Consider the following 23,744-nt stretch of genomic DNA (forward strand, 5'->3'; position numbering starts at 1 on the left):
ATGACTCCGCCGAGCACTGAGTACGAGTACGCGTACCGATGTCCGCTCGACGTGGAGGTGAAACGCCGTGGCACTCTCGATCTCGGCCGTGGTGCTGCTGGCGATCGTCGTCTTCCTGCTGGTCCGCCGGTCGGGCCTGAAGGCGGGACACGCCGCTGTCTGTGTGCTCCTCGGTTTCTACCTGGCGAGTTCGACCATCGCCCCGACGCTCAGCCAGCTGACCACCAACGTGGCCAGCATGATCAGTGGCCTCAAGCTGTAGGACGAGGCCGTCGGCTCGTAGTCTTGCCCCATGAACGGTCTTCCCGCCCGTCGTCTGCTCCTCGTGCACGCACACCCGGACGACGAGTCGATCAACAACGGCGTCACCATGGCCAAGTACGCGGCCGAGGGTGCCCACGTCACGCTCGTGACCTGCACCCTCGGTGAGGAGGGCGAGGTCATCCCGCCCGAGCTCGCCCACCTGGCGCCCGACCGCGACGACACCCTCGGCGCCCACCGCATCGGCGAGCTCGCCGCCGCCATGGCCGAACTGGGCGTCACCGACCACCGGTTCCTCGGTGGTCCCGGCCGTTTCCGGGACTCCGGGATGATGGGCGCCGAGCAGAACCGGCGCCCCGGCTCCTTCTGGTCGGCCGGCGTGGACGAGGCCGCGGCCCATCTGGTCGAGGTGATCCGGGAGGTGCGCCCGCAGGTGCTCGTCACCTACGACCCGGACGGCGGCTACGGGCACCCGGACCACATCCAGGCCCACCGGGTCGCGATGCGCGGTGCGGAACTGGCCGCGGAGCCCACGTACCGCCGGGACCTCGGCGACCCGTGGCGGACCGAGAAGATCTACTGGAACCGGGTCCCGCGGTCGGTGGTCGAGGAGGGCTTCGCCCGGCTGGCGGAGGCGGCCCCCAAGACGCCCTTCCCCGGGGTGGCTTCGCCGGACGACGTGCCCGGGGTCGTCGCCGACGACCGGATCACCGCCGAGATCGCCGCCGACGAGGCGGCCGTGGCGGCCAAGGCGGCCGCGATGCGCGCCCACGCCACCCAGATCGCCGTGGACGGGCCGTTCTTCGCGCTCTCCAACGACCTCGCGCAGCCGCTGTTCGCCCATGAGTACTACGAACTGGTCGAGGGCCGTCCCGGCGCCCCGGCGGGCGAGCGCGAGCACGACCTCTTCGCGGGGGTGCGGGCATGACCGCATCCCTGAACCCCGTGCGGATCGCCGTCCTGCTCGCCCTGTTGGTCCTCGGCGCGCTGACCGGCGCGGCCGGCTGGCTCGTCGTGGACCTGTGGTTCCCCGGCGGACTGCTGCTGGCGCTGCTGGCGCTCTTCGGGCTCTTCCTCGGCGGCCGGATCGCCGTCGGGAGCGGGCTCGGGGTGGGCGCCGGGGCGATCGGCTGGTTCCTCGCCTACGTGGTGCTCGGCGTTCCGCGCCCCGAGGGGGACTTCCTGCTCGGTTCGTCCGGAATCGGCATGTACGCCTACCTTTTGGGCGGGACGGTGCTGGCTGTGATGTGCGCCACGCTCCGCGGTCCGTTCGAAGGATCGGTTTCGGCCGCGCAGTCCGGCAAGTGACGTGGTGTTGAACTCGGTCGCGGTGTGTCTTCACGGGCGTTGGGACCGGGCCCGCGGGCTGCCCGGAAGGGAGGCGGAGGGGGCGAAGGGGAACCCCTGATTCCCCTAGGACAGTTGCGCGAGGGCGTCGGCCAGTATGGTGGTCGGGCCGCCGAGCTGCCCGCGCACGGCACGCGGGCGGCGGAGCCAACCGGGAGAACCTGCCTTGAGTCGTGAAACCGACAGTTCGTCCTCCGGGCCCCAGGGGCGCGGTGGAACCGCCTACCCCTCGGGTACGCCGCCGTACGGAAACGGCCGGAACCCGTCCTTGCCTGTGCCGCCTGGGCCCGGCGCGGTGACTGCCTCGGAGGAGAACCCTGTGACCTCGAACCCGTCCACGCCCGACACCGACGGGCCGAAGACCGAGACCACCCTGACGACCCGGATCCGGATCAACATCCCGGGTTCGCGGCCGATCCCGCCGGTGGTCGTGCGCAAGCCGGTCGCGGCCGCCGACACTGAGCCCGAGGCGGAGGCCGCCGCCGAGCAGCCGGTGGCGGAGCCCGCGCCCGCCGCGGAGCCGGAGGAGCCGACCAGCAACTGGTTCGCCCCCCGCAAGTCGCCCGCCCCGGCGCCCGCGCCCGCGCCCGCCCCGGCCGCGGCGCTGCCCACCCGCACCCCGGCCGCAGGGGGCCCGGCGCCCGCGCTGCCCACCCGCACCCCGGCCGGCTCCGCCCCCGCGCTGCCCATCCGCACCCCGGCGGCGCCCGGCCCGGGCGCCGGCTTCGCGCCGAGTGCCCCCGGCCCCTCGGGCTTCGGTACGGGCGCCCCCGCCGGCCCCGGCCACGACACGCCCGCCCACGGCTTCGCCCCGGCACCCGGTCCGGCCGGTCCCGGCCACGGCATGGGCGGTCCCGGTCCGGGCCCGGACGCCCCCCTCGCCGCGCGGCGGCCCGGCGGCCCCGGCGTCGGCACGACCCCGGTCATGCCCGGCTACGACGACGGCGGACCCAGCACCGAGGCGTTCCCCGCGTACGGCGGCCCCGCGGGCCCCGGCGGCTCCGGAGCCCCGGCGGGCCCCACCGGCGGCCCCGCGCTCGGCAGCGTTCCCGTGGGCGCCGAGTCGCCCCGTTGGCCCGGGCCCGAGCTGGACGACCCGTTCCCGGCTCCCGCGCCGGGCCCGGTCCCCACGCCGGTCCCCGCCCCGGCACCGGCCGCCCCCGCGCGCCCGAAGCCGGCCTCCGCGGCGCAGCCCAAGAGCAAGAAGGGCCGCTCCAAGCTGGTCCTCCTCGGCAGCGGCCTGTTCGCCCTGTTCGGAGTGGCCTACGGCGCCGGGCTGCTCCTCAACCACTCCGACGTCCCCAAGGGCACCACGGTCCTCGGCGTCGACATCAGCGGCAGCCGCGACGACGCCGTCGGCAAGCTCCAGGCGGCGTTCGGCAACCGGGCCGCGTCCCCGCTCACGCTCACCGTCGGCGGCAAGCAGGTCGAGCTCAAGCCCGAGAAGGCCGGTCTGAGCCTGGACGCCCAGACCACCGTCCGCAACGCGGCGGGCAGCGACTACAACCCCGTCACGGTCATCGGCTCGCTGCTCGGCAACCAGCGCGTGGCCGACCCCGTTCTGCCCGTCGACGACGAGAAGCTCCAGGTCGCGCTCCAGGAGCTGGCCGGAACCGCCGGCACCGTCACCGAGGGCACCATCACCTTCGACACCGGCAAGGCCGTCGCCGTACCCGGCAAGGCCGGCACCACCCTGGACCCGGGCGCCTCCGCGGACCTGGTCACCAAGGCCTTCCGCGAGATGGTCGCCACCGGCAAGGCCGCCCCGGTCGAACTCCCCGTCACCACCAAGAACCCCGTCGTGGACCAGGCCGAACTGAACCGGGCCATGAAGGAGTTCGCCGAGCCCGCGATGTCCGGCAACGCCACCGTCAAGGCGGGCGGCAAATCCCTCGCCTTCGGCGCCAAGTCCCTCCCCAAGATCCTCAGCATGCAGCTGGTGGACGGGCACCTGACGGAGAAGTACGACCTGGAAGCGCTCAAGGCCACGTACGGGAACGCCTTCGACGGCGTCCTGATCATGCGCGGAACCGGCGAGAAGACCGCCGTCACCCCGCAGGACGTCGTCGGCGCCCTCCGCAAGGCCCTGCGCGGCAAGACCCCGGCCGACCGGACCGTCACCATCGACACCAACGCCGGCTAGCGGCTGGCGGCCCGAGCCCCCGTCCGGCCCCGGGCGGGGGCTCCGGCGCACCCGCGGCCGGCCCCGGCCGCGGGACGGTCATGCCGGGCACATGACATCTGTCATCCACCAGTCACGACGGCAGACACTGCCGCCGACGCCCCCGTCCGGGGGAGTCTTCGGGCATGACGACGACCTCGGCGCACACCACCGCCGTGCAGGACACCGGACCCGGTGCCGGCCCCGTGGTGGCCTTCCAGAACGTGACCAAGAGCTACGGTGCGGTGCGCGCCGTCGACGGCCTCTCCCTCGAACTCCACCCCGGCGAGACCGTCGCCCTGCTCGGCCCCAACGGTGCCGGCAAGTCCTCCACCCTCGACCTGCTGCTGGGCCTGCGCCCCGCCGACTCCGGCAGCGTCCGGCTCTTCGGCACTACCCCGCGCGAGGCCATCGCGGCCGGCCGGGTCGGCGCCATGCTCCAGAGCGGCGGCCTGATGGAGGACGTCACCGTACGGGAGGTCGTCGCCCTCGGCTGCGCCCTGCACCCGCGCCGCTACCCGGTCGACGAGGTGCTCGGCCGCGCCGGGATCAGCGAGATCGCCGACCGCATGGTCAACAAGCTCTCCGGGGGCCAGGAGCAGCGCGTCCGGTTCGCCCTCGCCACCGCCGGCGGCAACGACCTGATCGTCCTCGACGAGCCGACGACCGGCATGGACGTCACCGCCCGCCAGGCCTTCTGGGCCACGATGCGGGAGCAGGCCGCCCAGGGCCGCACGGTACTGTTCGCCACCCACTACCTGGAGGAGGCCGACGCGATCGCCGACCGCGTCCTCGTCCTCAACAAGGGACGCCTCCTCGCCGACGGCAGCGCCGCCGAGATCAAGGCCAAGGCCGGAGCCCGCCGGATCGCCTTCGACCTCGCCCCGGACGCCCCGGCCGACGAGGCGGAGCTGCGCGCGCTGCCGCACCTGACGGCCTACGAGCGCCACGGCGACACCGTCAGGCTGCAGTCGCGCGACGCCGACGCCACCGTCCACGCCGTGTACGCGCTGGGGCTCTACCCCCGGAACCTGGAAGTCGCCGGCCTGGGCCTGGAACAGGCCTTCATCGCCCTCACCGAGGCCGAGGAGGCCCACTCGTGAACCAGCTCGTCAAGCTCGAGATCAGCCGCGCCCTGCGCAACAAGAAGTACCTGTTCTTCACCGTCCTGTACCCGGCCGCGTTGTTCCTGATGCTCGGCGGCACCCTGGACGGCACCACGAAGGTCATGGGCACCGAACTGACCATGCCCGCCTTCTACATGGTCTCCATGGCCTCGTTCGGCGCGCTGACGGCCGTCCTGATGGGCAACAGCGAGCGCATCGCCAAGGAGCGCGAGAAGGGCTGGGTCCGCCAGCTGCGGCTGACCGCCCTGCCGGGCCGCGGCTACGTCCTGGGCAAGACCGCCAGCGCCGGCGTGCTGTCGCTGCCCGCCATCGTCGTCGTGTTCGCCGTCGCCGCGGGCGTCAAGGGCGTGCGGTTCGAGGTCTGGCAGTGGCTGGCCCTGACCGTGGCCATCTGGGCCGGCAGTCTGGTCTTCGCCGCCCTCGGCGTGGCGATCGGCTACCTCGCGAGCGGGGACACCGTCCGCCCGATCACGATGCTGTTCTACTTCGGCCTGTCGATCCTCGGCGGCCTGTGGATGCCGACCGCCAACTTCCCGCACTGGCTGCAGGACATCAGCGAGTGGCTGCCGACGCGGGCGTACACGGGCCTGGGCCAGGCGATCGAGCTGGGAGGCGCACCGCACCTGCGGGACGTGGCGATCCTGGCCGTGTACTTCGTACTGTTCACCGGTGCCGCCGCCTGGCTGTACCGCAAGGACTCGCTGAAGGCATGACGGGTGTGACGAGCATGACGGGTACGACGGATGGCGCCGGGCCGACGACCGGGACCGGCACTTCGGTGATCAAGGGCGGACCCATGATCGGGCTCCGCCCCGAGAACCGCCGGCAGAAGGCCGTGAAGTCGCTGTGGATCGGCCTCTGGCTGTTCTACCTCAGCGCCCCCGTCACCGACCTGGTCAGCGGCGGCCACAGTCTCGGGGCCCGGCTGCTCGGCGTCCTGGGCCTCGTGACCTTCGTCGCCTGGTACCTGGTCCTGGTCTTCCGCACCGCCCGCCAGGACCACGTGCGGCGCGTACTGCTCTCGGTGGCGGTGCTCTCCGCGCAGGCCACGGTCCTGTCGCTGTGTCTGGGCCGCGAGTGGCTCGTCCTGTTCGTGTACGTGTCCATCTCCTCCGGAGCCGCGCTGCCGGCGGAGATCTCCCGCTTCACGGTGCCCGGTGCCACCGCCCTGCTCGCGGTCACGGCGCTCGCGGTGCCGGGCGGGGACGAGTACCTCGCCGGACTGGTGATCCCGGCCCTGATGGGCGGGTTCGCGATGGTCGGCATCCGCGCCATGATCCGGACGACGGTGGAACTGCGCGAGGCGCGCGCCACGGTGGCACAGCTCGCCGCCAACGAGGAACGCCTGCGGATGGCCCGCGACCTGCACGACCTCCTCGGGCACTCGCTGTCCCTGATCACGCTCAAGAGCGAGCTGGCCGGGCGGATGCTGCCCGGCAGCCCCGAGCAGGCCGCCCAGCAGGTCGCCGACATCGAACAGGTCAGCCGGCAGGCGCTGGTCGACGTGCGGGAGGCCGTGAGCGGCTACCGGCGGCCGACCCTGCCCGGCGAACTGGCGGGCGCCCGGACCGCGCTGACCGCTGCGGGCGTACGCGCCGACCTGCCGGCGGAGCCGGTGGAGGCCCTCCCCGAAGAGGTGGAGTCGGCCCTGGCCTGGTCGCTGCGGGAAGGGGTGACGAACGTGGTCCGGCACAGCGGGGCGCAGCGGTGCACCGTCCGGCTGGAGACGCTCCAGACCCTGGCGGGACGGGTCGTGGAACTGTCGGTGACCGACGACGGCGGGGGCGGACCCGCGGTGGCCGGCAACGGCCTGACGGGGCTCACGGAACGCCTGGAGGCGGTGGGCGGGACGCTGTCGGCCGGATCCAACGGAAAGAAGGGCTTCCGCATGCTGGCCCGCGTCCCCCTAGGATCGGGATCATGAGCGCACTTCCCATCCGGATCCTCCTGGCGGAGGACCAGTCCATGGTCCGCGAAGCCCTCGCGGCCCTCCTGGGACTGGAGCCGGACATCGAGGTGCTGGCCCAGGTCGCCCGCGGTGACGAGGTGCTGGCGGCCGCGCGGGCGCACGACGTGAACGTCGCGCTGCTCGACATCGAGATGCCGGGCATGACGGGCATCGAGGCGGCGGCCGCCCTGCGGGACGCGCTCCCGGACCTGAAGATCGTCGTCCTGACGACCTTCGGCCGTCCCGGCTACCTGCGCGGCGCGATGGAGGCGGGGGCCTCGGCGTTCCTGGTCAAGGACGCCCCGGCGGCGCAGCTGGCGGAGGCGGTGCGCAAGGTCCTGACGGGGGAGCGCGTCATCGACCCCACGCTGGCGGCGGCGGCCCTGGCGGAGGGCGCGAACCCGCTGACCGACCGGGAACGGGAGGTCCTGCGGGCGGCCGAGGACGGCGCGACCAACGCCGAACTGGCGGCCCTCCTCCACCTGTCCCAGGGCACCGTCCGCAACTACCTCTCGACGGCGATCCAGAAACTGGCCTCCCGGAACCGGGCCGAGGCCATCCGCGTGGCCCGCGAAAAGGGCTGGCTCTGACCCACCCCTGCCCGCCGCTCCGGGCGGGCAGGGGGGGCGACCGGGCGGGGTCAGTTCAGGAGGGCCCGGGCCGCCGTGGCCTCACTGCGGACCCGCGCCGCCGCCCCGGGGTCGATCGCGTCGACGACCACCGCGTACGACTCCAGCTCCGTCGCCCCGGACACGAACTCCCCCCGCTCGACCAGGAGCTTCGCCCGCTCGTACCGCAGCGACGCCGGGTGGGAGGGCAGCAGCAGCGACAGGTCCAGCGCCCACAGCGCCACCCCCGACTGCTCGGGACGGGCCGAGGCCCACGCCCGGATGTTGTTCAGGATCCGCAGCACGATGTCCCGCGTCCGGGCGGGCGTACGCGGCCCGGCGGCCAGTTCCGCCGGCCCCGCGCCCAGCGAGGCGCCCCCGGCGAACGGGTCCACCACCAGGCCTTCCTCCGGCTCGCCGAAGCCCACCACGAAGTGCCCCGGCAGCCCCAGCCCGTACACCGGCGCGCCCGCGCGCCGCGCCACCTCCAGCCACACGACGGACAGGAGGATCGGCAGGCCCCGGCGGCGCCGCAGCACCTCGTGCAGCAGCGAGGACGACAGCCGGTCGTAGTCGGCCGGGGTGCCGTGGAAGCCCATCCGGCCGCCCAGCAGCTCCGTCACCGCCGAGGCCCACGCCTTGGCGCTGCGCAGTCCGTACGGCAGCATCCCGGCCAGCCGGTCCAGTTCGATCTGCGCCCAGTCCATGGCCCGTTCGTCCAGATCCGGGTCCGCCTCCGCGGCGAGCAGCAGGCACAGCAGCGCCAGGTCCGGCCGCTCCGAGCGGGCTTCCTCCGCGAACCGCTCGCGGGACTGCGCGCTCATCGCCCCGCCTCCGCGGTCCGCGCCGCCCCGGAGCGGAAGTGGTGGTACGCGTGGTGCGTCGCGAAGCCCAGGCCGTCGTACAGGGCGAGCGCCCCCGCGTTGTCCGCCTCCACCTGGAGCCAGGCCGCCGACGCACCCTCCTCCAGCGCCCGCCGGGCCAGCACGGCCATCACCGCCGTGCCCAGGCCCGCGCGCCGCTGGCCCGGGTCGACCTCGACCGCGGCGAAGCCGGCCCAGCGGCCGTCCACGACCAGCCGCCCGATCGCCCGTCCGGGCAGCGTCGCGAACCACACCGACGGCCCCGCCACCAGCACCCGCCGGGCCACCTCCGGGTCCTTGACCCGCCCGTACATCCCGAGCCACTCCTCGTCCGGGGCGCGGGTCAGCCGCACCTCGGAGGCGCTCGCCGGGGTGTCCACGTCCGCGATCGGCGCCAGCGCCGCGATCCGGACCTGCGCCGACACCTCGTTCACCCAGCCCCGGCGCTCCAGCTCGGCGCCCAGCAGCTCCTGGGTGCCGGCCGCCCCCGTCGCCGTCTGCACATATGCCGGAAGCTCACGTTCCGCGTACCAGGAGGTCACCCGGGCGAGTGCATCGTCCAGCGGGACCCCCGGGTCGCCGAGCGGCAGCACGGAGTTGGCCCGCCGGGTGAAGCCGGCGGCGGCCCGCAGCGTCCACCCGCCCAGCGGCTCGCTCTCCAGCGGCTGCCAGGCCCGCGCCCCGATCCGCGCCAGCTCCTCGAAAGAGGCCGCGGGACCCCTCCGCCGGGCCGGAGCCGGGGGCACGACCTTGCCCGCCACCAGCGCCGATTCCGCGATGTGGACGGACTCACCGCTCTTTCGTGTGATCGTCAGCACACCTTGGTCCCAGGATGTGAGAACCCCTACCGTGTCAGTGAACGACGGCGCTTCGTCCGCCGCGCTCTCCACCCGTCGTACAGAGACTCGTTTACCCACGTCAGCCGGGGTGATACGGATCTCCAGCAGCCCGCCGGCAGTGATTTCCACAGCTCTGTCCGCCCCTCCTGTTCGGATCGTGCCCGGGAACGGAGATACTAGGCGTGGGCATCGACGACGCCGCGCTCCCGCGCGATATGGAAAGCCCTACCGAGGAGGAACGAGAGCGTGACCTACGTCATCGCGGAGCCTTGTGTCGACGTCAAGGACAAGGCATGCATCGAAGAGTGCCCCGTCGACTGCATCTACGAGGGCCAGCGGTCCTTGTACATCCACCCGGACGAGTGCGTCGACTGTGGTGCGTGTGAGCCGGTCTGCCCGGTCGAGGCCATCTTCTACGAGGACGACACTCCGGAGGAGTGGAAGGACTACTACAAGGCGAACGTCGAGTTCTTCGACGAGCTCGGTTCGCCCGGTGGCGCCTCCAAGCTGGGCCTGATCGAGCGCGACCACCCCTTCATCGCCGCGCTGCCGCCCATGGGTGAAGGCCACTGACGGCCACCGCCCCCACGGCGGAACGCGTGCCCCGGTCCCGTACGGCCCCCGTGCCGCGCGGGACCGAGGCATTTCCCGGCACGTCCACCCGGTGCGCCCACCGGGACATCCAGTACGTCCAGCACCAGTAGAGAGCAGAGACCACCGTGGCCGCAGTATCCGCACGTCTTCCCGCCTTCCCCTGGGACAAGCTGGAGCCGTACAAGAAGACGGCGGCGGCCCACCCCGACGGCATCGTCGACCTGTCCGTCGGCACGCCCGTGGACCCGGTCCCGCAGCTGATCCAGGACGCCCTCGTCGCGGCCGCCGACTCCCCGGGCTACCCCACGGTGTGGGGCACCGCCGCCCTGCGCGACGCGATCACCGGCTGGCTGAAGGGCCGCCTCGGCGCGAGCGCCGCCGGACACCGCAACGTCCTGCCGGTCGTCGGCTCCAAGGAGCTGGTGGCCTGGCTGCCGACCCAGCTGGGCCTGGGCGCCGGGGACAAGGTCGCCTACCCCCGTCTCGCCTACCCCACGTACGAGGTCGGCGCGCGGCTGTGCGGCGCCGAGGCCGTCGTCTACGACGACCCGACCGAGCTCGACCCGGCCGGCGTCAAGCTGCTGTGGCTCAACTCCCCGTCCAACCCGACCGGGAAGGTCATCCCGAAGGAGGACCTGGTCCGGATCGTGGCCTGGGCGCGCGAGCACGGCATCCTGCTCTTCAGCGACGAGTGCTACCTGGAGCTGGGCTGGGAGGCCGAGCCCGTCTCCGTCCTGCACGACGACGTCTGCGGCGGCTCGTACGAGGGCGTCGTCGCCGTCCACTCCCTCTCCAAGCGCTCGAACCTGGCCGGCTACCGGGCGGCGTTCATCGCCGGTGACGCCGAGGTGCTCGGCGAACTGCTGGAGATCCGCAAGCACGGCGGCATGATGACCCCGGCCCCCGTGCAGGCGGCCACGGTCGCCGCGCTCGGCGACGACGTGCACGTCGCGGAGCAGCGCGGGCGCTACGCCGCACGGCGCGAGGCCCTGCGCTCCGCCCTGGAGGCGCACGGTTTCCGGGTCGAGCACAGCGAGGCCAGCCTGTACCTGTGGGTGACCCGGGACGAGCCCTGCTGGGACACGGTCGCCCACCTCGCCGAGCTGGGCGTCCTGGTCGCGCCGGGCGACTTCTACGGCGAGGCGGGCGCGCGCTTCGTCCGCGTCGCGTTCACGGCGACGGACGAGCGCGTCGACGCGGCGGTCAAGCGCCTCGCCTGATCCGGTACCGGTCCGTACGCACCCCGTACGAGGCCGCCGGGCAGCCCGTACGCACCCCGTACGAGGCCGCCGGGCAGCCCGTACGCACCCCGTACGAGGCCGCCGGGCAGCCCGTACGCACCCCGTACGCAGCCCGAGGGGCCGGGAGTTCGCGCTCCCGGCCCCTCGGCATTCTGCTCGGCGCTCTGCCCGAGGCGGGTCAGCCGCCCAGGGGGAGGCCGCCCAGCGGCAGCGCCTGGGTGGGGACCGAGCCGGCCAGCTCGCCGGTCGGCAGCCCGCCCGTCGGCAGGCCCTTGGCCGCCGGGAGCCCGCCGAGCAGCGCGCCCGCGGTGTCGGTGACCTGGGCGGGGGCGCCGGGTACGGCCTTGGCGGCGGTGTCCGTGGCGGTGCCCGTCGCGGTGGTGGCGGCGGCTTCGCCGGTGCCGACCACGTCGCCCGCGGTGCCGGCGGCGTCCGGGCTGGTGAGCGCGCCCAGCTGCGGCACGGACTCCAGGCCCGCGGCGCTGGCCGCGCCGGCCGCACCGACCACGGGAGCTGCCCCGGCTGCGAGCAGCAGCGCGGTACGGGCGATCCGGCGGGTCAGGGGGAGGGACATGATGCTCCTAAGCGGTAGCGGCTGAGTACACCGTGTACAACCGCTCAGGGGGCGGGTGGAGTTGCGCAGGCACCGGGTAAAGGATCAGTAACGCATCGTTTAATCGGCTTCCGCGACAAGCCCACGAATGCGCGCCGACCAGGGGTTCCGTCCCTCCGGAGGCGGATCGGGACGCCCACCGGGTCCCGCCCGCACGGGGGACGCCTCGTACGGGCGACCGGTCGCGCGGGCCGGTTCAGCGCGCGACGAAGATCCGTACCTCGTCCTGCTTCGCCTCATAGGGATCCCCGGGGGCGGACTTCCCGCCGGCTGCGCCCGCCGGCTGCCACTTGCCCTTGGCCTGGCCGGCTATCCAGCCCGCCCGGTCGTACGACACCCGCGCGATGCCCATCCCGTGCGCGTTGGCCACTGCCCAGCCCGCCATCGCCTTGCTGCCGCGCGCCGCGGACGCGCCGCCGTCCCGCTTCTCCACGAAGGTCACCTCGGCCTCCTTCACCGCCCGGCCCGCCTCCGCCGCCCGGTTCGGGCCCGCCGGCGCGGAGTGCATCTTGTCCTTCGCGAAGATCCGGGTGAGCTCCGTGCGCACCTTCTCCGGGTCGCCCGGCGCCGTCGGAGCGGGCCCGCCGCACATCAGCTCGCCGTCACCGGCGAAGGCGGCCGTCAGGACGGTCGCGTCCGGCTCGTGCTTCGCGTACGCCTGGGGGAAACCGCTCAGCTGCACCTGCTGCGCCGCCTCCGTGAGCGGGAGCCGCGAGTACCCCTTGATCGCCGCGAGCCGGTCGTAGAAGATCCCGGCCGAGTACACCGGGTCCATGATCTGCTGCGGAGTGCCCCAGCCCTGCGAGGGCCGCTGCTGGAACAGGCCCAGCGAATCCCGGTCGCCGTGGTCGAGGTTGCGCAGCATCGACTCCTGCATCGCGGTCGCCAGCGCGATGGTCACGGCCCGGTCCGGCAGGCCCTTGGCCACGCCGACCGCCGCTATCGTCGCCGCGTTGGCCGCCTGCTCGGGGGTCATGTCGACCGCCTGCTCGCCCGTCCGCAGGCTGGCCGTGCAGTGCGGAGCGCCGCCGCTGCCGTTCGTCGAGTCGTACTGCGCGGCGCCGTAGCCGATCAGCGCGAGCAGAACGAACGCACCGGCGACCTTGAGCAGCGGTCGGCGGCGGCGAGGGCGGAGGTGATCGCTCTGGGACACGCCGCCCACCGTACTTGAGCCACGCGACGCGTCCACCGGCCGGACGTGGGAGGTTCGTCGCAGCCCGGGGCGTTAGGGTCAGAGCCATGTCCGAATCCGAGCTGGACCTCACCCTGGACGCCGCCGAGCTGACCGCCCGGCTCGTCGACATCCCGTCCGTGAGCGGCGACGAAAAGGTCCTCGCCGACCTGGTGGAGCAGGCGCTGCGCGCCCTCCCGCACCTCACGGTCGACCGGTACGGCAACAACGTCGTGGCCCGCACGCACCTCGGCAGGCCCGAGCGCGTCGTGCTCGCCGGCCACCTGGACACGGTGCCGATCGCCGACAACGTGCCGTCCCGCCTCGACGAGAACGACGTCCTGTGGGGCTGCGGAACGACCGACATGAAGTCCGGCGTCGCCGTGCAGCTGCGCATCGCCGCGACCGTACCCGAGCCCAACCGCGACCTCACCTTCGTCTTCTACGACCAGGAGGAGGTCGCCGCCGACCTCAACGGCCTGGGCAAGGTCGCCGAGGCCCACCCCGACTGGCTGACCGGCGACTTCGCGGTCCTGCTGGAACCGTCGAACGCCGAGGTCGAGGGCGGCTGCCAGGGCACCCTGCGCGTCCTGCTGCGCACCTCCGGCGAGCGCGCCCACTCCGCGCGCAGCTGGATGGGGTCCAACGCCATCCACGCGGCGGCCCCGATTCTCGCCAAACTCGCGGCGTACGCACCCCGCAAGCCCGTCATCGACGGCCTGGAGTACCACGAGGGCCTGAACGCCGTCCGCATCGAGGGCGGTGTCGCCAACAACGTCATCCCCGACGCCTGCACCGTGACGGTCAACTTCCGCTTCGCCCCGGACCGCAGCATGGACGACGCGATCGCCCACGTCCGTGAGGTCTTCGCGGACTGCGGCGTCGACGAGTTCGTGATCGACGACTTCTCCGGCGGCGCCCTCCCCGGTCTCTCCCACCCGGCCGCGGCCGCGTTCATGGAGGCGGTCGGCGGCCGCGCGATGCCGAAGTTCGGCTGGACGGACGTCTCCCGCTTCAGCGCCCTCGGCGTCCCGGCGGTGAACTACGGCCCGGGCGACGCCCTGCTGGCCCACAAGGTCGACGAGCGCGTCGAGACCAAGGCGATCCTCCACTGCGAGGAACGACTCCGCGCCTGGCTGACCTCCTGAATTCCGCTTCCCGTCACCTTTGTGCGCCTACCCTGATCCAACGATCAGCAGGAGGGAGCACATCATGGGCAACCCCGAAGGCAACGCTCGTCGTCGGCCCGTGGAGCAGCAGCTCGGGCCGGTGCTGCGCAGGCGGGGCCAGGTGCAGGCGGGCAGTACGACGGACCAGCGGCTGCTGGATTCGGCCGGGCCTTCCGAATGGGTGCACACCGATCCCTGGCGGGTCCTGCGCATCCAGTCCGAGTTCATCGAGGGCTTCGGCACGCTGGCCGAGCTGCCGCCGGCGATCAGCGTGTTCGGCTCGGCGCGTACGCCCGCCGGGTCGCCGGAGTACGAGGCCGGCGTGCGGATCGGCGGCGCGCTCGTCGAGGCGGGCTTCGCGGTCATCACGGGCGGCGGCCCGGGAGCGATGGAGGCGGCCAACAAGGGCGCCCGGGAGGCCAACGGCATCTCCGTGGGCCTGGGCATCGAGCTGCCGTTCGAGCAGGGGCTCAACCAGCACGTGGACCTCGGGCTGAACTTCCGGTACTTCTTCGTCCGCAAGACGATGTTCGTGAAGTACAGCCAGGGCTTCGTGGTCCTGCCGGGCGGACTCGGCACGCTGGACGAGCTGTTCGAGGCGCTGACCCTGGTCCAGACCCAGAAGATCACCCGGTTCCCGATCGTGCTGTTCGGGTCGGAGTACTGGTCCGGGCTCGTCGACTGGCTGAAGAACACGGTGATCGCGCAGGGCAAGGCCTCGGAGCGCGACCTCTACCTGTTCCACGTCACGGACGACGTGGACGAGGCGATCGCGCTGGTGACCAAGGAGGTCGGCAAGTAGCCGGCCCGCACCCCCGGAGCCCCCGGCGGCCCACCGCCGGGGGCACCGCTCACGCCAGGCCGCGCCGGGTCGCCGCCGGGGGGCGGTGGCCCTGGATGGAGCGGACCATGTCCAGCACCTGCCTGGTCTCGGCGACCTCGTGGACGCGGTAGACCTGGGCGCCCAGCCATGCCGAGACCGCCGTCGTGGCCAACGTGCCCAACAGGCGCTCCTTGACCGGCTTGTCGAGGGTCTCCCCGACGAAGTCCTTGTTGGACAGCGAGACCAGCACCGGCCAGCCCGTGTCCGTCATCTCGCCCAGCCGGCGGGTGGCCTCCAGCGAGTGGCGGGTGTTCTTCCCGAAGTCGTGGCCCGGGTCGATCATGATCGCGTCCCGGCGGACGCCCAGCGCGGCCGCGCGTTCGGCCAGCCCCACCGTGACCCGCAGGATGTCCGCCATCACGTCGTCGTACGTGGTCCGGTGCGGCCGGGTGCGCGGTTCGACCCCGCCCGCATGCGTGCAGACCAGACCCGCGCCGTGGCGCGCCGCGACCTCCGCGAGCTTCGGGTCCACCCCGCCCCAGGCGTCGTTCAGCAGATCGGCCCCGGCTTCGCAGACCGCCTCGCCGACCTCGTGCCGCCAGGTATCGACGCTGATCACCACGTCCGGGTGGCGGCGCCGCACCTCGGCCACGAAGCCGACCGTGCGCCGGGCCTCCTCGGCCGCGTCCACGTGCTCGCCCGGACCCGCCTTGACCCCGCCGATGTCGATGATCGCGGCGCCCTCGGCGACCGCCTGCTCGACCCGGTCCAGCGCGGGCTCGTCGCGGAACGTCGCTCCCTGGTCGTAGAAGGAGTCCGGCGTCCGGTTCACGATGGCCATGATCACCGGCTCGTGGGTGTCGAACTCGCGCCTGCCCAGTCGCAGCATCCCGTTCTTTCCTCCTCCGGCGGCCCTCGCGCCTCGCTGCGACCTTAACCTGGTGGCCGGTGGCCCGATGTCTCTCAGGGAGTTGCTCGTGTTCTGGTTCTTGCTGATCGCGCTGGTCGTGGTCGTCGCGGCGGTCACCCTGGCCGTGGTGGGCGGCGGTTCCGAGGCGGTGCTGCCCGAGGCGGAGCCGGACCGGGTGGCCGACGCGCTTCCGGAGAGCCGCCCGGTCGTACGGGCCGACATCGACGCGCTGCGGCTGCCGGTCGCCCCGCGCGGCTACCGCATGGCCGAGGTGGACGACGTACTGGAGCGGCTCGCGGCGGAGCTCACCGAGCGCGACGCACGGATCGCGGAGCTCACGGCCGCGGCCGCGCACGCCCGCGCGCAGGCGACCGGCGCGACGGTCGACCTGCACAAGGGCGAGGAGCAGCAGTGACGGCGATCGCCGGCCCGGACGGGGGCCTGCGCTGCCCCTGGGCGCTGGCCACCGAGGACTACATCACCTACCACGACACGGAGTGGGGCCGCGCCGTGCACGGGGACGACGCCCTGTACGAGCGGCTGTGCCTGGAGGCCTTCCAGTCGGGGCTGTCCTGGCTGACGATCCTGCGGCGCCGGGAGGGGTTCCGTACCGCCTTCTCGAACTTCGTGATCGCCGAGGTCGCCGCGTTCGGACCGGCCGACGCGCAGCGGCTGCTCGCCGACGAGGGGATCATCCGCAACCGGGCCAAGATCGAGGCCACGCTCGCCAACGCGAAGGTCCTCGCGGAGTGGGAACCGGGCGAACTGGACGAGCTGATCTGGTCGCACGCCCCGGAGCCGGGCCGGCCGGCCCCCGCGACGATCTCCGAGGTCCCGGCGGTGACGCCCGAGTCCACGGCTCTGTCCAAGGCCCTGAAGAAGGCCGGGATCCGCTTCGTCGGCCCCACCACCGCCTACGCGCTGATGCAGGCCTGCGGGCTGGTCAACGACCACCTGGCCCCCTGCGTCGCCCGTACCCCCGCCTGAGCGGCGGGGGGACGGCGGGCGGGCCCGACAGGGCCTAGCGGCCCAGGTACTTCGGCGGCTGCTTGGCGAGGAAGGCCTCGACGGCGATCGCGTGGTCCGCGGAGGCGCCGGCGCGGGCCTGCAGCGTGTCCTCGTGGGCCAGGGCCTCCGTCAGCGAGTGGGACGCCCCGTAGGCCAGGGACTCCTTCAGCGCGGCGTAGGCCACCGTCGGGCCGGCCGCCAGGGCGCGGGCGACGGCCTCGGCCTCCGCGTGCAGGGAGTCGGAGGGCACCAGGCGGTTCACGATGCCGAGCTCGTACGCCTCCTGCGCCTTCACCGAGCGGGGGAAGAGCAGCAGGTCGGAGGCGCGCGACGCGCCGATCAGGCGGGGCAGGGTCCAGGAGACGCCCGAGTCCGCGGTGAGGGCCACCCCCGCGAAGGAGGTGTTGAAGGACGCCGTGTCGGCGACCACCCGGAAGTCCGCCGCCAGTGCGAAGCCGAAGCCCGCTCCGGCCGCGACGCCGTTGACGCCCGCCACCACCGGCTTGGGCATCTCGGTCAGGGCGCGCACGATCGGGTTGTAGTGGTCCGCGACCGTGCTCATCGTCAGCGAGGACCCGTTCTCACGGTCCGCCGCCAGGTTCCCGATGTGCTCCTTGAGGTCCTGGCCGACGCAGAACGCCCGGTTCCCGGCCGCGGTCAGCAGCACCGCCCGGACGGCCGGATCCGCGGCCGCCGACTGGACCGCGTCGCGCAGCGCGACCTTGGCCTCGGTGTTCATCGCGTTCATGGCGTCGGGCCGGTTGATCGTGATCGTGGCCAGTCCGTCGGTCACTTCGTAGAGCACGCTGTCGGCCATGGCAGGGGGTCCCCCTTCGTCGCGGGCTTGGCTACCGGCCGGTACCGGCCGGTGCAAGGGCCAGCATGGCGGACCGGACCGTCCGCAGGCATGTGATGTGCGTCAAAGAAAGCGGAGGGCGGACGCCGGGTGCGGCGGCGCAGTATCGCAGGCACGTCCCCGAAATGAGTGGTTTTGGCCGAGCGCGTTGCGCAAGCGTTCCCTGCCGATGTTGGTCATCGGGTCCTGACATGCGGGATAATGGCCAAGAAGCAATGTGTTCGATGCCGGGTTCCAGGCGCCTGAATGGGGCCGTCGGCTGACGATGAGCTGGTTTCAGGAAGGGGAACGAGCATGGCGGCCATGAAGCCGCGGACGGGCGACGGCCCGCTCGAGGTCACCAAGGAGGGGCGGGGCATCGTCATGCGCGTACCGCTCGAGGGCGGCGGTCGGCTCGTCGTCGAGCTGACTCCGGACGAGGCGGACGCCCTGGGTGACGCCCTGAAGAAGGTCGTCGGCTAACCAGTCGGCAGCACCGCACCATCTGCATTCTCAGCATTCTCTGCGCTGCCCCGTCCGCTCCCTGCGGCCGGGGCGGTGTTGTTTTCCGGGCCCGGCCGGCGATCTGCCCGGACGGGCGCCGCAACCGGAACCGCAACCGTCAGCGCCGGACCGCGCACAGCAGGCCGTCGCCGACCGGCAGCAGGGCCGCCTCGAGCGCCGGGCTCTCGCGGACGCTGCGCAGCAGCTCCCGCACGCGCAGGACCTCCGTCTGCTGCGCCCCCGAATCGACGGTCCGGCCGTCCGAGAAGACCCCTTCGAAGCACACGAGCCCGCCGGGCCGCAGCAGGCGCAACGATTCGGCGAGGTAGTCGAGGGATTCGGTCGGGTCGCCGTCGCAGAACACGAGGTCGTATCCGCCGTCGGCGAGCCGGGGGAGTACGTCGAGTGCCCGGCCGGGGATGAACCGGGCGCGGTTTCCCGCGAAGCCGGCGGCGCGGAAGGCCTGGCGGGCGAAGGCCTGCCGGTCGGCCTCGGGGTCCACGGTGGTCAGCACCCCGTCGGGGCGCATGCCGTGGAGGAGGTGGATGCCGGAGACGCCGGTGCCGGTGCCGATCTCGGCGACCGCCTTGGCGTCCGCGGTGGCGGCGAGCAGGCGCAGCGCGGCGCCGGTGCCCGGGGAGACGGAGCGCAGGCCCGCTTCCCTGGCCCGGTCGCGGGCCCACCGCAGAGCGTCGTCCTCGGCGACAAACGCGTCGGCGAACGCCCAGCTCGTCTGCCGGTTGCCGGTAATGACCCTCTCCTGTCCCCATAGTTGGCGCAACGGTGACTGTATCCGCTGACGTCGGGAACCCGCAGATGGGACCGCACGTTGAAGAAAACGGCGGCGGAAAGACCCAGCGAGGCAAAAGGGGCGTAAGGGCGGGGCGCAGCCGGGATAGATGGGGACGGCACCGGGCAGATCGACGGCCCGGCGAGCCACAGGCACGTGCAAAGTTACTGCAAAAACGCTTATCCGGAGCTGACGGGAGGGGTGGCTATGGTAGGGACTCCACTGGACACCACCAGAGCCGATAGGGGAGGTGCGGCTGCGCCTGTGGATCGTGGAGGCGTATTCAGACGCCTCTTCTGGTCGGCGGGTGAGCCGAAATCCGTGACCAACATTGCTGACCGCTTCCACACCGCTGCCACCGCGACCTTTGCCGACGATGCGGGCACCCAGGCGTGGACCCCTCCTTCATGGGAGGAGATCGTCAGCACGCACAGTGCGCGGGTCTACCGCCTTGCCTATCGTCTGACGGGCAACCAGCACGACGCCGAGGACCTCACGCAGGAGGTCTTCGTCCGCGTCTTCCGCTCGCTCTCCACCTACACCCCGGGCACGTTCGAGGGCTGGCTGCACCGGATCACCACGAACCTGTTCCTCGACATGGTCCGCCGCAAGCAGCGGATCCGCTTCGACGCGCTCGGCGACGACGCCGCGGAGCGGCTGCCGAGCCGTGAGCCGTCCCCGCAGCAGGTCCTCCACGACACCCACTTCGACGCGGACGTCCAGCAGGCGCTGGACACCCTCGCCCCCGAGTTCCGTGCGGCCGTGGTGCTGTGCGACATCGAGGGCCTGTCGTACGAGGAGATCGCCGCGACGCTGGGCGTGAAGCTCGGCACCGTGCGCAGCCGTATCCACCGAGGCCGTTCGCACCTGCGCAAGGCGCTCAAGCACCGGTCCCCCGAGGCCCGTGCGGAGCAGCGGGCGCTGGCGGGAGCGGCGGTGGGCGCGCCGGGCGCCGGGGGAGAGGGCGGAGCCGAGTGAGCGGAGTCAGTCCCTCTCCTGCCGAACAGCACCTGGGCGACCGGCTTGCCGCCCTGGTCGACGGGGAACTGAACCACGACGCACGCGAGCGGGTCCTGGCGCACCTGGCCACCTGTGCCAAGTGCAAGGCCGAGGCCGATGCACAGCGCCGCGTGAAGAGCCTGTTCGTCGAGAGCGCGCCGCCGCCGTTGTCGGCCGGGCTGCTGGCCCGGTTGCAGGGGCTGCCGGGCGACGGCCCCGACGGGTCGCCGCGCCCGCCGGCTCCGCCGGGGGCGGAGCTCTTCGGGTACGTGGCTCCGACCACCCCGCCGCAGCAGAGCTTCCGCATACACGAGGTGGGGCGGCCGCGCCGGCGCTTCGCGTTCGTGGCGGCCGGAGCGGTGTCGCTGGCCGCGATCGCGCTGGGCGGCTCGCTGCCGGTCGACAACCTCGACCCGAACGTGCGGGGCGAGGCCCCGGCGTCCCGGCCCGGCCCGGCGGTGTCCGTGGCCGACGCGGTGGTCCGGGACCGGGCGCCCGGTCCGGGGTTCGTCGCCGGCCCGCGTCCCATGGGACCCCTGCCGCCGGCCTCCCCGTCGCTCACCCCGTCGCCCCGGCCGGTCTCGCTGACCCGCTGACGCGGTCCCGGGCCCGGGCGGCCCGGGCCCCGGGGGACCTGGTTGAATCTGCGGCAGATGCGCCGCCCGGCGGTGCCACAGGTACCTCGGGGGAGCGCCCATGGCCGACCAGCAGCAGCCCGCCACGACCGGCCCGTCGGCCCCCGCCCCGGCGGCCCGGCCGACCCCGGCGCCGACCCCGGCGCCCGAGCCCGCGCCGCTGTCGCCCGAGCCGACTGCCGCCCCGGCGCCCGAGCCCGCGCCGCTGTCGCCCGAGCCGACTGCCGCCCCGGGGGCTGAGCCCGGCCCGCCGTCGCCTGAGCCGGCGCCCGCCCCGGCGCCCGAGGCCGCGCCGCCGTCGCCTGAGCCGGCGCCCGCCCCGGCGCCCGAGCCCGCGCCACCGGCGCTGGAGCCCGCCCCGGCGCCCGAGCCCGGCCCGGTGCCCGAACCCGCCCCGCCGTCGCCCGGGCCGGCCTCGGCGCCCGAGCCTGCCCCGCAGTCGCCCGGGCCGGCTGCCGCCCTGGCGCCCGACGACGTTCCGTCGGCGGGGGGCGCGGCTGGACAGGCGGCCGATGCCGCCCCGCAGGCACCGGAGTCGACTCCGGGCCCTGCGACCGGTCCCGGATCGGAGACTCCCGGTGCGGTTTCCCACCCGGCGCCCGAGTCCGCCCCGGCGCCCGAGCCCGCGCAGCCGTCGGCTGAGTCCGCGCCGCCGTCGCCCGAGTCGGGGTCCGCGGTGAGTGGGGTGCGGTACGACCCCTGGGGGGAGCAGCCGCTGCAGGTCGCCGACCAGGGGAAGGCGCCGGGCGGCGCAGCGGTCCGGCTGCGCCATGCCGTCGCGCTCGGCCTCGGCATCGCCCTGCTCGCAGGCGGCGTCGGCGGCTGGCTCGGCGTCCTCGCCGAACGGCAGAGCAGCACCCGCCTCGAACTGCCCCAGGCCGCCGTCGAGAGCAAGGGCCGCGCCCCCGACAGCGTGGCCGGGATCGCCGCCACCGCGCTGCCCGGCGTCGTCACCCTCCATGTCCGCGGCAGCAGCGGCAGCGGCACCGGTACCGGGTTCGTCCTCGACCCGCAGGGCCACATCCTCACCAACAACCACGTCGTGTCCGACGCCCAGGACATAACGGTCACCTTCAGCACGGGCGAGAGCGTCTCCGCCGAGCTGGTCGGCCGGGACGGCGGCTACGACCTGGCCGTGGTCAAGGTCGAGGGCGTACGGGGCCTCAAGCCGCTCTCCCTCGGGAACTCCGAGAACGTGAAGGTCGGCGACCCGGTCGTGGCCATCGGCGCGCCGTTCGACCTCTCCAACACCGTCACCGCCGGCATCATCAGCGCCACCGGACGGCCCATCACCGCCGGCGGCGACAAGGGCGACGGCAGCGACATCAGCTACGTCGACGCCCTCCAGACCGACGCCCCCATCAACCCCGGCAACTCCGGTGGCCCGCTCCTCGACGCCAAGGCCCGAGTGATCGGCATCAACAGCGCCATCCGGGGAGCCGACGCGGGCGGTGACGGCGACGAGCGCACGAAGCAGAGCGGCAGCATCGGGCTCGGCTTCGCCATCCCGGTCAACCAGGGCAAGCGCGTCGCCGAGGAGCTGATCCGCACCGGCCACGCCACCCACCCCGTCATCGGCGTCACCCTCGACATGGAGTACACGGGCGACGGCGCCCGCGTGGCCGCCAAGGGGGAGGGCGGCAAGCCCGCCGTCGCCCCCGGTGGCCCCGGCGCCCGGGCCGGGATCCAGGGCGGTGACGTGATCACCAAGGTGGACGGCGTCCGCGTGCACGGGGGCGACGAACTCGTCATCAAGATCCGGTCCCACCGGCCGGGCGACCCGCTCACCCTGACCGTGCTGCGCGACGGCCGCGAACGCACCCTGGAACTCGTCCTCGGTTCGGCGAACGGATCATGACCATCCGGAGAATCCGCGGCTGGTGCGGCACCGATGTATGGGCCCGCCGACAACGCCGGGTACCGTGTGTCGTGGCCCGAAACGGAGAGAGCCGAGGAGCGGCAACGTGTTCAACGACATAGGCGCACTCGAACTCGTCACGATCGTGGTGCTCGCCATCCTCATCTTCGGTCCGGACAAGCTCCCCAAGGTGATCCAGGACGTCAGCGGCTTCATCCGTAAGATCCGGGCGTTCTCCGACAGTGCGAAGCAGGACATCCGCTCCGAACTCGGACCCGAGTTCAAGGACTTCGAGTTCGAGGACCTGAACCCGAAGACGTTCCTGCGCAAGCAGCTCGCCGAGAACGAGGACCTCCGGGAGATCCGCAGCACATTCGACCTCCGCAAGGAGCTGAACGACGTCACCGACGCCGTGAACAGCCGGGAGACGGCCTCCGCCCCGGCCGCCGCCGGCGCCTCCGCCGCGCCCGCCGCCACCGGCCCGGACCTGCTGAAGAAGCCCGCCGCCCCGGCCGCCGACCAGCGCACTCCGTACGACGCCGACGCCACCTGAGTTCGAGCCTTCCGGGCGATTCGGGGTCCGGTGGCTATCCTCCATGAGTCCGGACCCAGGACGCCCCAGGGTGGGGGTCCCCCCGACACGATGTGGGGGAGGGCCGTTCCGGACCCACGGAACGAGAGGCTCAGATGGAGACGACGAGCAGTAGCCGGGTAGGGGTGCAGCCCGCCGAGGCACCCGCTCCCGCCGCACCGGCGGAGGCCGCCGCCGAGACCCCGCAGCCGGCCCCCGCGCAGCCGGCCCCCGCACAGCCGCAGGACGCCGCCGCACCCGTACCGGCGGCCCGCCGGACGGCCGACGGGTACCTGCGGGCCGACTTCCCCTGGTACGGGCTGGACGGGGCCTTCACCGGCCCCCGCTGGCTCATGCAGGTGGGCACCGGAGCCGACGGCACCGTCGAGCACGGTTCCACCGGCCACGGCGACGAGCCGTCCGCGCGCGGAGAGCTCGCCACCGGGGAGAAGGAGCGCTTCGCGGTGGTCGTCACCGTCGCGAGCAACCCGCTGCGCCGCAGCAGCGACGGCACCGGCGTCCTGGAGGCCACCTCGGTCTCCTCGGCGGCCTGGCTGGCCGGCTCGGGGCTGCTGGCGTACAGCTGGCCCGGCCAGATGGACCACACCCTGCGCGACGACTGGCTCGACCAGCAGACCGAGGCCGCGTGGGAGCTCGCCGACGACCTCGACGGCGAGGACTGGTCGACGCTCTCGCTCCCGGTCGACGGGGAGCCGACGCCGTTCCACTACCGCGAGTCCGAGTTCGGCTGGGTGCTCGCCGGGTCCACGCGGGGCGGCGTGCACGTCGGGGCGTACGGGCGCGGCATGAGCGCGTACGGGCTCGGCTTCTCGGTGATCACGGACCTCGCGGCCTACGAGTAGGCCCGC

At 73.4% G+C, this 23,744-nt stretch carries 27 protein-coding genes; 20 read left to right on the forward strand and 7 right to left on the reverse strand.

Going from position 1 to position 23,744, the window contains the following annotated elements:
* Nucleotides 1-67: 67 nt before the first annotated feature.
* From ACIPK4_RS03815 to ACIPK4_RS03850, 8 genes are all read left to right on the forward strand, one after another.
* Nucleotides 68-262 carry a hypothetical protein gene (locus tag ACIPK4_RS03815; protein WP_030153401.1) on the forward strand — a complete coding sequence of 65 codons (195 nt, stop codon included), beginning with the start codon at nt 68-70 and terminating at the stop codon, nt 260-262.
* A 30-nt stretch (nt 263-292) separates the two neighbouring features.
* On the forward strand, nt 293-1,189 hold the full coding sequence (mshB, locus tag ACIPK4_RS03820) for an N-acetyl-1-D-myo-inositol-2-amino-2-deoxy-alpha-D-glucopyranoside deacetylase (RefSeq protein WP_402309103.1): 897 nt from the start codon (nt 293-295) through the stop codon (nt 1,187-1,189).
* The gene (locus ACIPK4_RS03825) at nt 1,186-1,569 is read left to right on the forward strand and encodes a DUF6113 family protein (RefSeq protein ID WP_054226017.1); all 384 of its coding nucleotides are present in this window, start codon (nt 1,186-1,188) and stop codon (nt 1,567-1,569) included. The genes mshB and ACIPK4_RS03825 overlap by 4 nt, the downstream gene beginning before the upstream one ends.
* Before the next feature lie 358 nt (nt 1,570-1,927).
* Nucleotides 1,928-3,751, forward strand: coding sequence for a hypothetical protein (locus ACIPK4_RS03830; protein WP_402309105.1), 1,824 nt, complete (start codon nt 1,928-1,930; stop codon nt 3,749-3,751).
* Between the two features lie 164 nt (nt 3,752-3,915).
* On the forward strand, nt 3,916-4,872 hold the full coding sequence (locus tag ACIPK4_RS03835; RefSeq protein WP_402309107.1) for an ABC transporter ATP-binding protein: 957 nt from the start codon (nt 3,916-3,918) through the stop codon (nt 4,870-4,872).
* The gene (locus ACIPK4_RS03840) at nt 4,869-5,609 is read left to right on the forward strand and encodes an ABC transporter permease (protein WP_054227342.1); all 741 of its coding nucleotides are present in this window, start codon (nt 4,869-4,871) and stop codon (nt 5,607-5,609) included. The genes ACIPK4_RS03835 and ACIPK4_RS03840 overlap by 4 nt, the downstream gene beginning before the upstream one ends.
* 83 nt (nt 5,610-5,692) lie before the next feature.
* A complete protein-coding gene (locus ACIPK4_RS03845; protein ID WP_402309697.1) occupies nt 5,693-6,820 on the forward strand; it encodes a sensor histidine kinase in 1,128 nt (375 codons plus the stop codon).
* Nucleotides 6,817-7,434, forward strand: coding sequence for a response regulator transcription factor (locus ACIPK4_RS03850; protein ID WP_054227343.1), 618 nt, complete (start codon nt 6,817-6,819; stop codon nt 7,432-7,434). Before ACIPK4_RS03845 ends, ACIPK4_RS03850 begins: the two co-directional genes overlap by 4 nt.
* A gap of 50 nt (nt 7,435-7,484) precedes the next feature.
* Here the strand turns inward: ACIPK4_RS03850 and ACIPK4_RS03855 are convergent, their stop codons facing one another.
* Both ACIPK4_RS03855 and ACIPK4_RS03860 read right to left on the reverse strand, forming a co-directional pair.
* Nucleotides 7,485-8,276 carry a transglutaminase-like domain-containing protein gene (locus ACIPK4_RS03855; RefSeq protein ID WP_402309109.1) on the reverse strand — a complete coding sequence of 264 codons (792 nt, stop codon included), beginning with the start codon at nt 8,274-8,276 and terminating at the stop codon, nt 7,485-7,487.
* A complete protein-coding gene (locus ACIPK4_RS03860; protein WP_376192922.1) occupies nt 8,273-9,283 on the reverse strand; it encodes a GNAT family N-acetyltransferase in 1,011 nt (336 codons plus the stop codon). The genes ACIPK4_RS03855 and ACIPK4_RS03860 overlap by 4 nt, the downstream gene beginning before the upstream one ends.
* 117 nt (nt 9,284-9,400) lie before the next feature.
* On the opposite strand from ACIPK4_RS03860, the gene fdxA reads away from it, so the two are divergent.
* Together fdxA and dapC are read left to right on the forward strand one after the other, a co-directional pair.
* Entirely contained in the window at nt 9,401-9,727 is a 327-nt protein-coding gene (gene fdxA, locus ACIPK4_RS03865) for a ferredoxin (RefSeq protein WP_030291119.1), read from the forward strand.
* 146 nt (nt 9,728-9,873) lie between these two features.
* Nucleotides 9,874-10,968, forward strand: a complete 1,095-nt coding sequence (gene dapC / locus ACIPK4_RS03870) for a succinyldiaminopimelate transaminase (RefSeq protein ID WP_402309112.1) — start codon at nt 9,874-9,876, stop codon at nt 10,966-10,968.
* 199 nt (nt 10,969-11,167) lie between these two features.
* Here dapC and ACIPK4_RS03875 read toward each other — a convergent pair whose 3' ends face one another.
* Together ACIPK4_RS03875 and ACIPK4_RS03880 are read right to left on the reverse strand one after the other, a co-directional pair.
* Nucleotides 11,168-11,563 carry an ATP-binding protein gene (locus ACIPK4_RS03875; RefSeq protein ID WP_402309114.1) on the reverse strand — a complete coding sequence of 132 codons (396 nt, stop codon included), beginning with the start codon at nt 11,561-11,563 and terminating at the stop codon, nt 11,168-11,170.
* A gap of 235 nt (nt 11,564-11,798) precedes the next feature.
* The gene (locus ACIPK4_RS03880) at nt 11,799-12,764 is read right to left on the reverse strand and encodes a hypothetical protein (RefSeq protein ID WP_402309699.1); all 966 of its coding nucleotides are present in this window, start codon (nt 12,762-12,764) and stop codon (nt 11,799-11,801) included.
* A 77-nt stretch (nt 12,765-12,841) separates the two neighbouring features.
* On the opposite strand from ACIPK4_RS03880, the gene dapE reads away from it, so the two are divergent.
* Nucleotides 12,842-13,921, forward strand: a complete 1,080-nt coding sequence (dapE, locus tag ACIPK4_RS03885) for a succinyl-diaminopimelate desuccinylase (RefSeq protein ID WP_402309115.1) — start codon at nt 12,842-12,844, stop codon at nt 13,919-13,921.
* A gap of 64 nt (nt 13,922-13,985) precedes the next feature.
* Nucleotides 13,986-14,744, forward strand: coding sequence for a TIGR00730 family Rossman fold protein (locus ACIPK4_RS03890; RefSeq protein ID WP_402309116.1), 759 nt, complete (start codon nt 13,986-13,988; stop codon nt 14,742-14,744).
* Nucleotides 14,745-14,793: 49 nt separating this feature from the next.
* On the opposite strand, the gene folP is transcribed toward ACIPK4_RS03890, so the two are convergent.
* Nucleotides 14,794-15,654: a dihydropteroate synthase gene (folP, locus tag ACIPK4_RS03895; RefSeq protein WP_054227351.1), complete on the reverse strand. Its 861-nt coding sequence runs from the start codon at nt 15,652-15,654 to the stop codon at nt 14,794-14,796.
* 82 nt (nt 15,655-15,736) lie between these two features.
* Between folP and ACIPK4_RS03900 the strand changes: the two genes are divergently transcribed.
* Together ACIPK4_RS03900 and ACIPK4_RS03905 are read left to right on the forward strand one after the other, a co-directional pair.
* Nucleotides 15,737-16,090: a DivIVA domain-containing protein gene (locus ACIPK4_RS03900; protein WP_402309701.1), complete on the forward strand. Its 354-nt coding sequence runs from the start codon at nt 15,737-15,739 to the stop codon at nt 16,088-16,090.
* Entirely contained in the window at nt 16,087-16,662 is a 576-nt protein-coding gene (locus tag ACIPK4_RS03905) for a DNA-3-methyladenine glycosylase I (RefSeq protein WP_054227353.1), read from the forward strand. The genes ACIPK4_RS03900 and ACIPK4_RS03905 overlap by 4 nt, the downstream gene beginning before the upstream one ends.
* Nucleotides 16,663-16,696: 34 nt before the next feature.
* On the opposite strand, the gene ACIPK4_RS03910 is transcribed toward ACIPK4_RS03905, so the two are convergent.
* Nucleotides 16,697-17,500, reverse strand: coding sequence for an enoyl-CoA hydratase/isomerase family protein (locus tag ACIPK4_RS03910; protein WP_402309117.1), 804 nt, complete (start codon nt 17,498-17,500; stop codon nt 16,697-16,699).
* Between the two features lie 333 nt (nt 17,501-17,833).
* On the opposite strand from ACIPK4_RS03910, the gene ACIPK4_RS03915 reads away from it, so the two are divergent.
* Nucleotides 17,834-18,001 (forward strand): DUF3117 domain-containing protein, encoded by a 168-nt coding sequence (locus tag ACIPK4_RS03915; RefSeq protein WP_003966491.1) that lies wholly within the window; start codon nt 17,834-17,836, stop codon nt 17,999-18,001.
* 139 nt (nt 18,002-18,140) lie between these two features.
* Here the strand turns inward: ACIPK4_RS03915 and ACIPK4_RS03920 are convergent, their stop codons facing one another.
* A complete protein-coding gene (locus ACIPK4_RS03920; RefSeq protein ID WP_054227355.1) occupies nt 18,141-18,803 on the reverse strand; it encodes an O-methyltransferase in 663 nt (220 codons plus the stop codon).
* A 216-nt stretch (nt 18,804-19,019) separates the two neighbouring features.
* Here ACIPK4_RS03920 and sigE point away from each other — a divergent pair, with 216 nt between their 5' ends.
* The 5 genes from sigE (at nt 19,020) to ACIPK4_RS03945 (ending at nt 23,738) form a co-directional block, all read left to right on the forward strand.
* Nucleotides 19,020-19,790 carry an RNA polymerase sigma factor SigE gene (gene sigE, locus ACIPK4_RS03925; protein WP_376192910.1) on the forward strand — a complete coding sequence of 257 codons (771 nt, stop codon included), beginning with the start codon at nt 19,020-19,022 and terminating at the stop codon, nt 19,788-19,790.
* Complete coding sequence (locus tag ACIPK4_RS03930) at nt 19,787-20,407, forward strand: zf-HC2 domain-containing protein (RefSeq protein WP_402309118.1); 621 nt, start codon at nt 19,787-19,789, stop codon at nt 20,405-20,407. The genes sigE and ACIPK4_RS03930 overlap by 4 nt, the downstream gene beginning before the upstream one ends.
* A gap of 724 nt (nt 20,408-21,131) precedes the next feature.
* A complete protein-coding gene (locus ACIPK4_RS03935; RefSeq protein ID WP_402309119.1) occupies nt 21,132-22,304 on the forward strand; it encodes a S1C family serine protease in 1,173 nt (390 codons plus the stop codon).
* Nucleotides 22,305-22,410: 106 nt separating this feature from the next.
* Nucleotides 22,411-22,857, forward strand: a complete 447-nt coding sequence (locus ACIPK4_RS03940; protein WP_402309120.1) for a sec-independent translocase — start codon at nt 22,411-22,413, stop codon at nt 22,855-22,857.
* A gap of 134 nt (nt 22,858-22,991) precedes the next feature.
* Nucleotides 22,992-23,738 carry a hypothetical protein gene (locus tag ACIPK4_RS03945; protein ID WP_402309121.1) on the forward strand — a complete coding sequence of 249 codons (747 nt, stop codon included), beginning with the start codon at nt 22,992-22,994 and terminating at the stop codon, nt 23,736-23,738.
* Nucleotides 23,739-23,744: the final 6 nt, after the last annotated feature.

The sequence above is a fragment of the Streptomyces sp. NPDC086989 genome (assembly GCF_044745505.1).
In the GTDB taxonomy this organism is placed as follows: Bacteria; Actinomycetota; Actinomycetes; order Streptomycetales; family Streptomycetaceae; genus Streptomyces.

Bases quoted from the DNA above. Each gene is read 5' to 3' on its own strand.
- dapE (WP_402309115.1), top strand. From the start codon at position 12,842: ATGTCCGAATCCGAGCTGGACCTCACCCTGGACGCCGCCGAGCTGACC.
- sigE (WP_376192910.1), top strand. From the start codon at position 19,020: ATGGTAGGGACTCCACTGGACACCACCAGAGCCGATAGGGGAGGTGCG.
- ACIPK4_RS03875 (WP_402309114.1), bottom strand. From the start codon at position 11,563: ATGTCCCTCCCCCTGACCCGCCGGATCGCCCGTACCGCGCTGCTGCTC.
- ACIPK4_RS03850 (WP_054227343.1), top strand. From the start codon at position 6,817: ATGAGCGCACTTCCCATCCGGATCCTCCTGGCGGAGGACCAGTCCATG.
- ACIPK4_RS03845 (WP_402309697.1), top strand. From the start codon at position 5,693: ATGATCGGGCTCCGCCCCGAGAACCGCCGGCAGAAGGCCGTGAAGTCG.
- folP (WP_054227351.1), bottom strand. From the start codon at position 15,654: ATGCTGCGACTGGGCAGGCGCGAGTTCGACACCCACGAGCCGGTGATC.
- ACIPK4_RS03945 (WP_402309121.1), top strand. From the start codon at position 22,992: ATGGAGACGACGAGCAGTAGCCGGGTAGGGGTGCAGCCCGCCGAGGCA.
- ACIPK4_RS03855 (WP_402309109.1), bottom strand. From the start codon at position 8,276: ATGAGCGCGCAGTCCCGCGAGCGGTTCGCGGAGGAAGCCCGCTCGGAG.
- mshB (WP_402309103.1), top strand. From the start codon at position 293: ATGAACGGTCTTCCCGCCCGTCGTCTGCTCCTCGTGCACGCACACCCG.
- ACIPK4_RS03890 (WP_402309116.1), top strand. From the start codon at position 13,986: ATGGGCAACCCCGAAGGCAACGCTCGTCGTCGGCCCGTGGAGCAGCAG.
- ACIPK4_RS03835 (WP_402309107.1), top strand. From the start codon at position 3,916: ATGACGACGACCTCGGCGCACACCACCGCCGTGCAGGACACCGGACCC.
- ACIPK4_RS03910 (WP_402309117.1), bottom strand. From the start codon at position 17,500: ATGGCCGACAGCGTGCTCTACGAAGTGACCGACGGACTGGCCACGATC.
- ACIPK4_RS03825 (WP_054226017.1), top strand. From the start codon at position 1,186: ATGACCGCATCCCTGAACCCCGTGCGGATCGCCGTCCTGCTCGCCCTG.
- ACIPK4_RS03915 (WP_003966491.1), top strand. From the start codon at position 17,834: ATGGCGGCCATGAAGCCGCGGACGGGCGACGGCCCGCTCGAGGTCACC.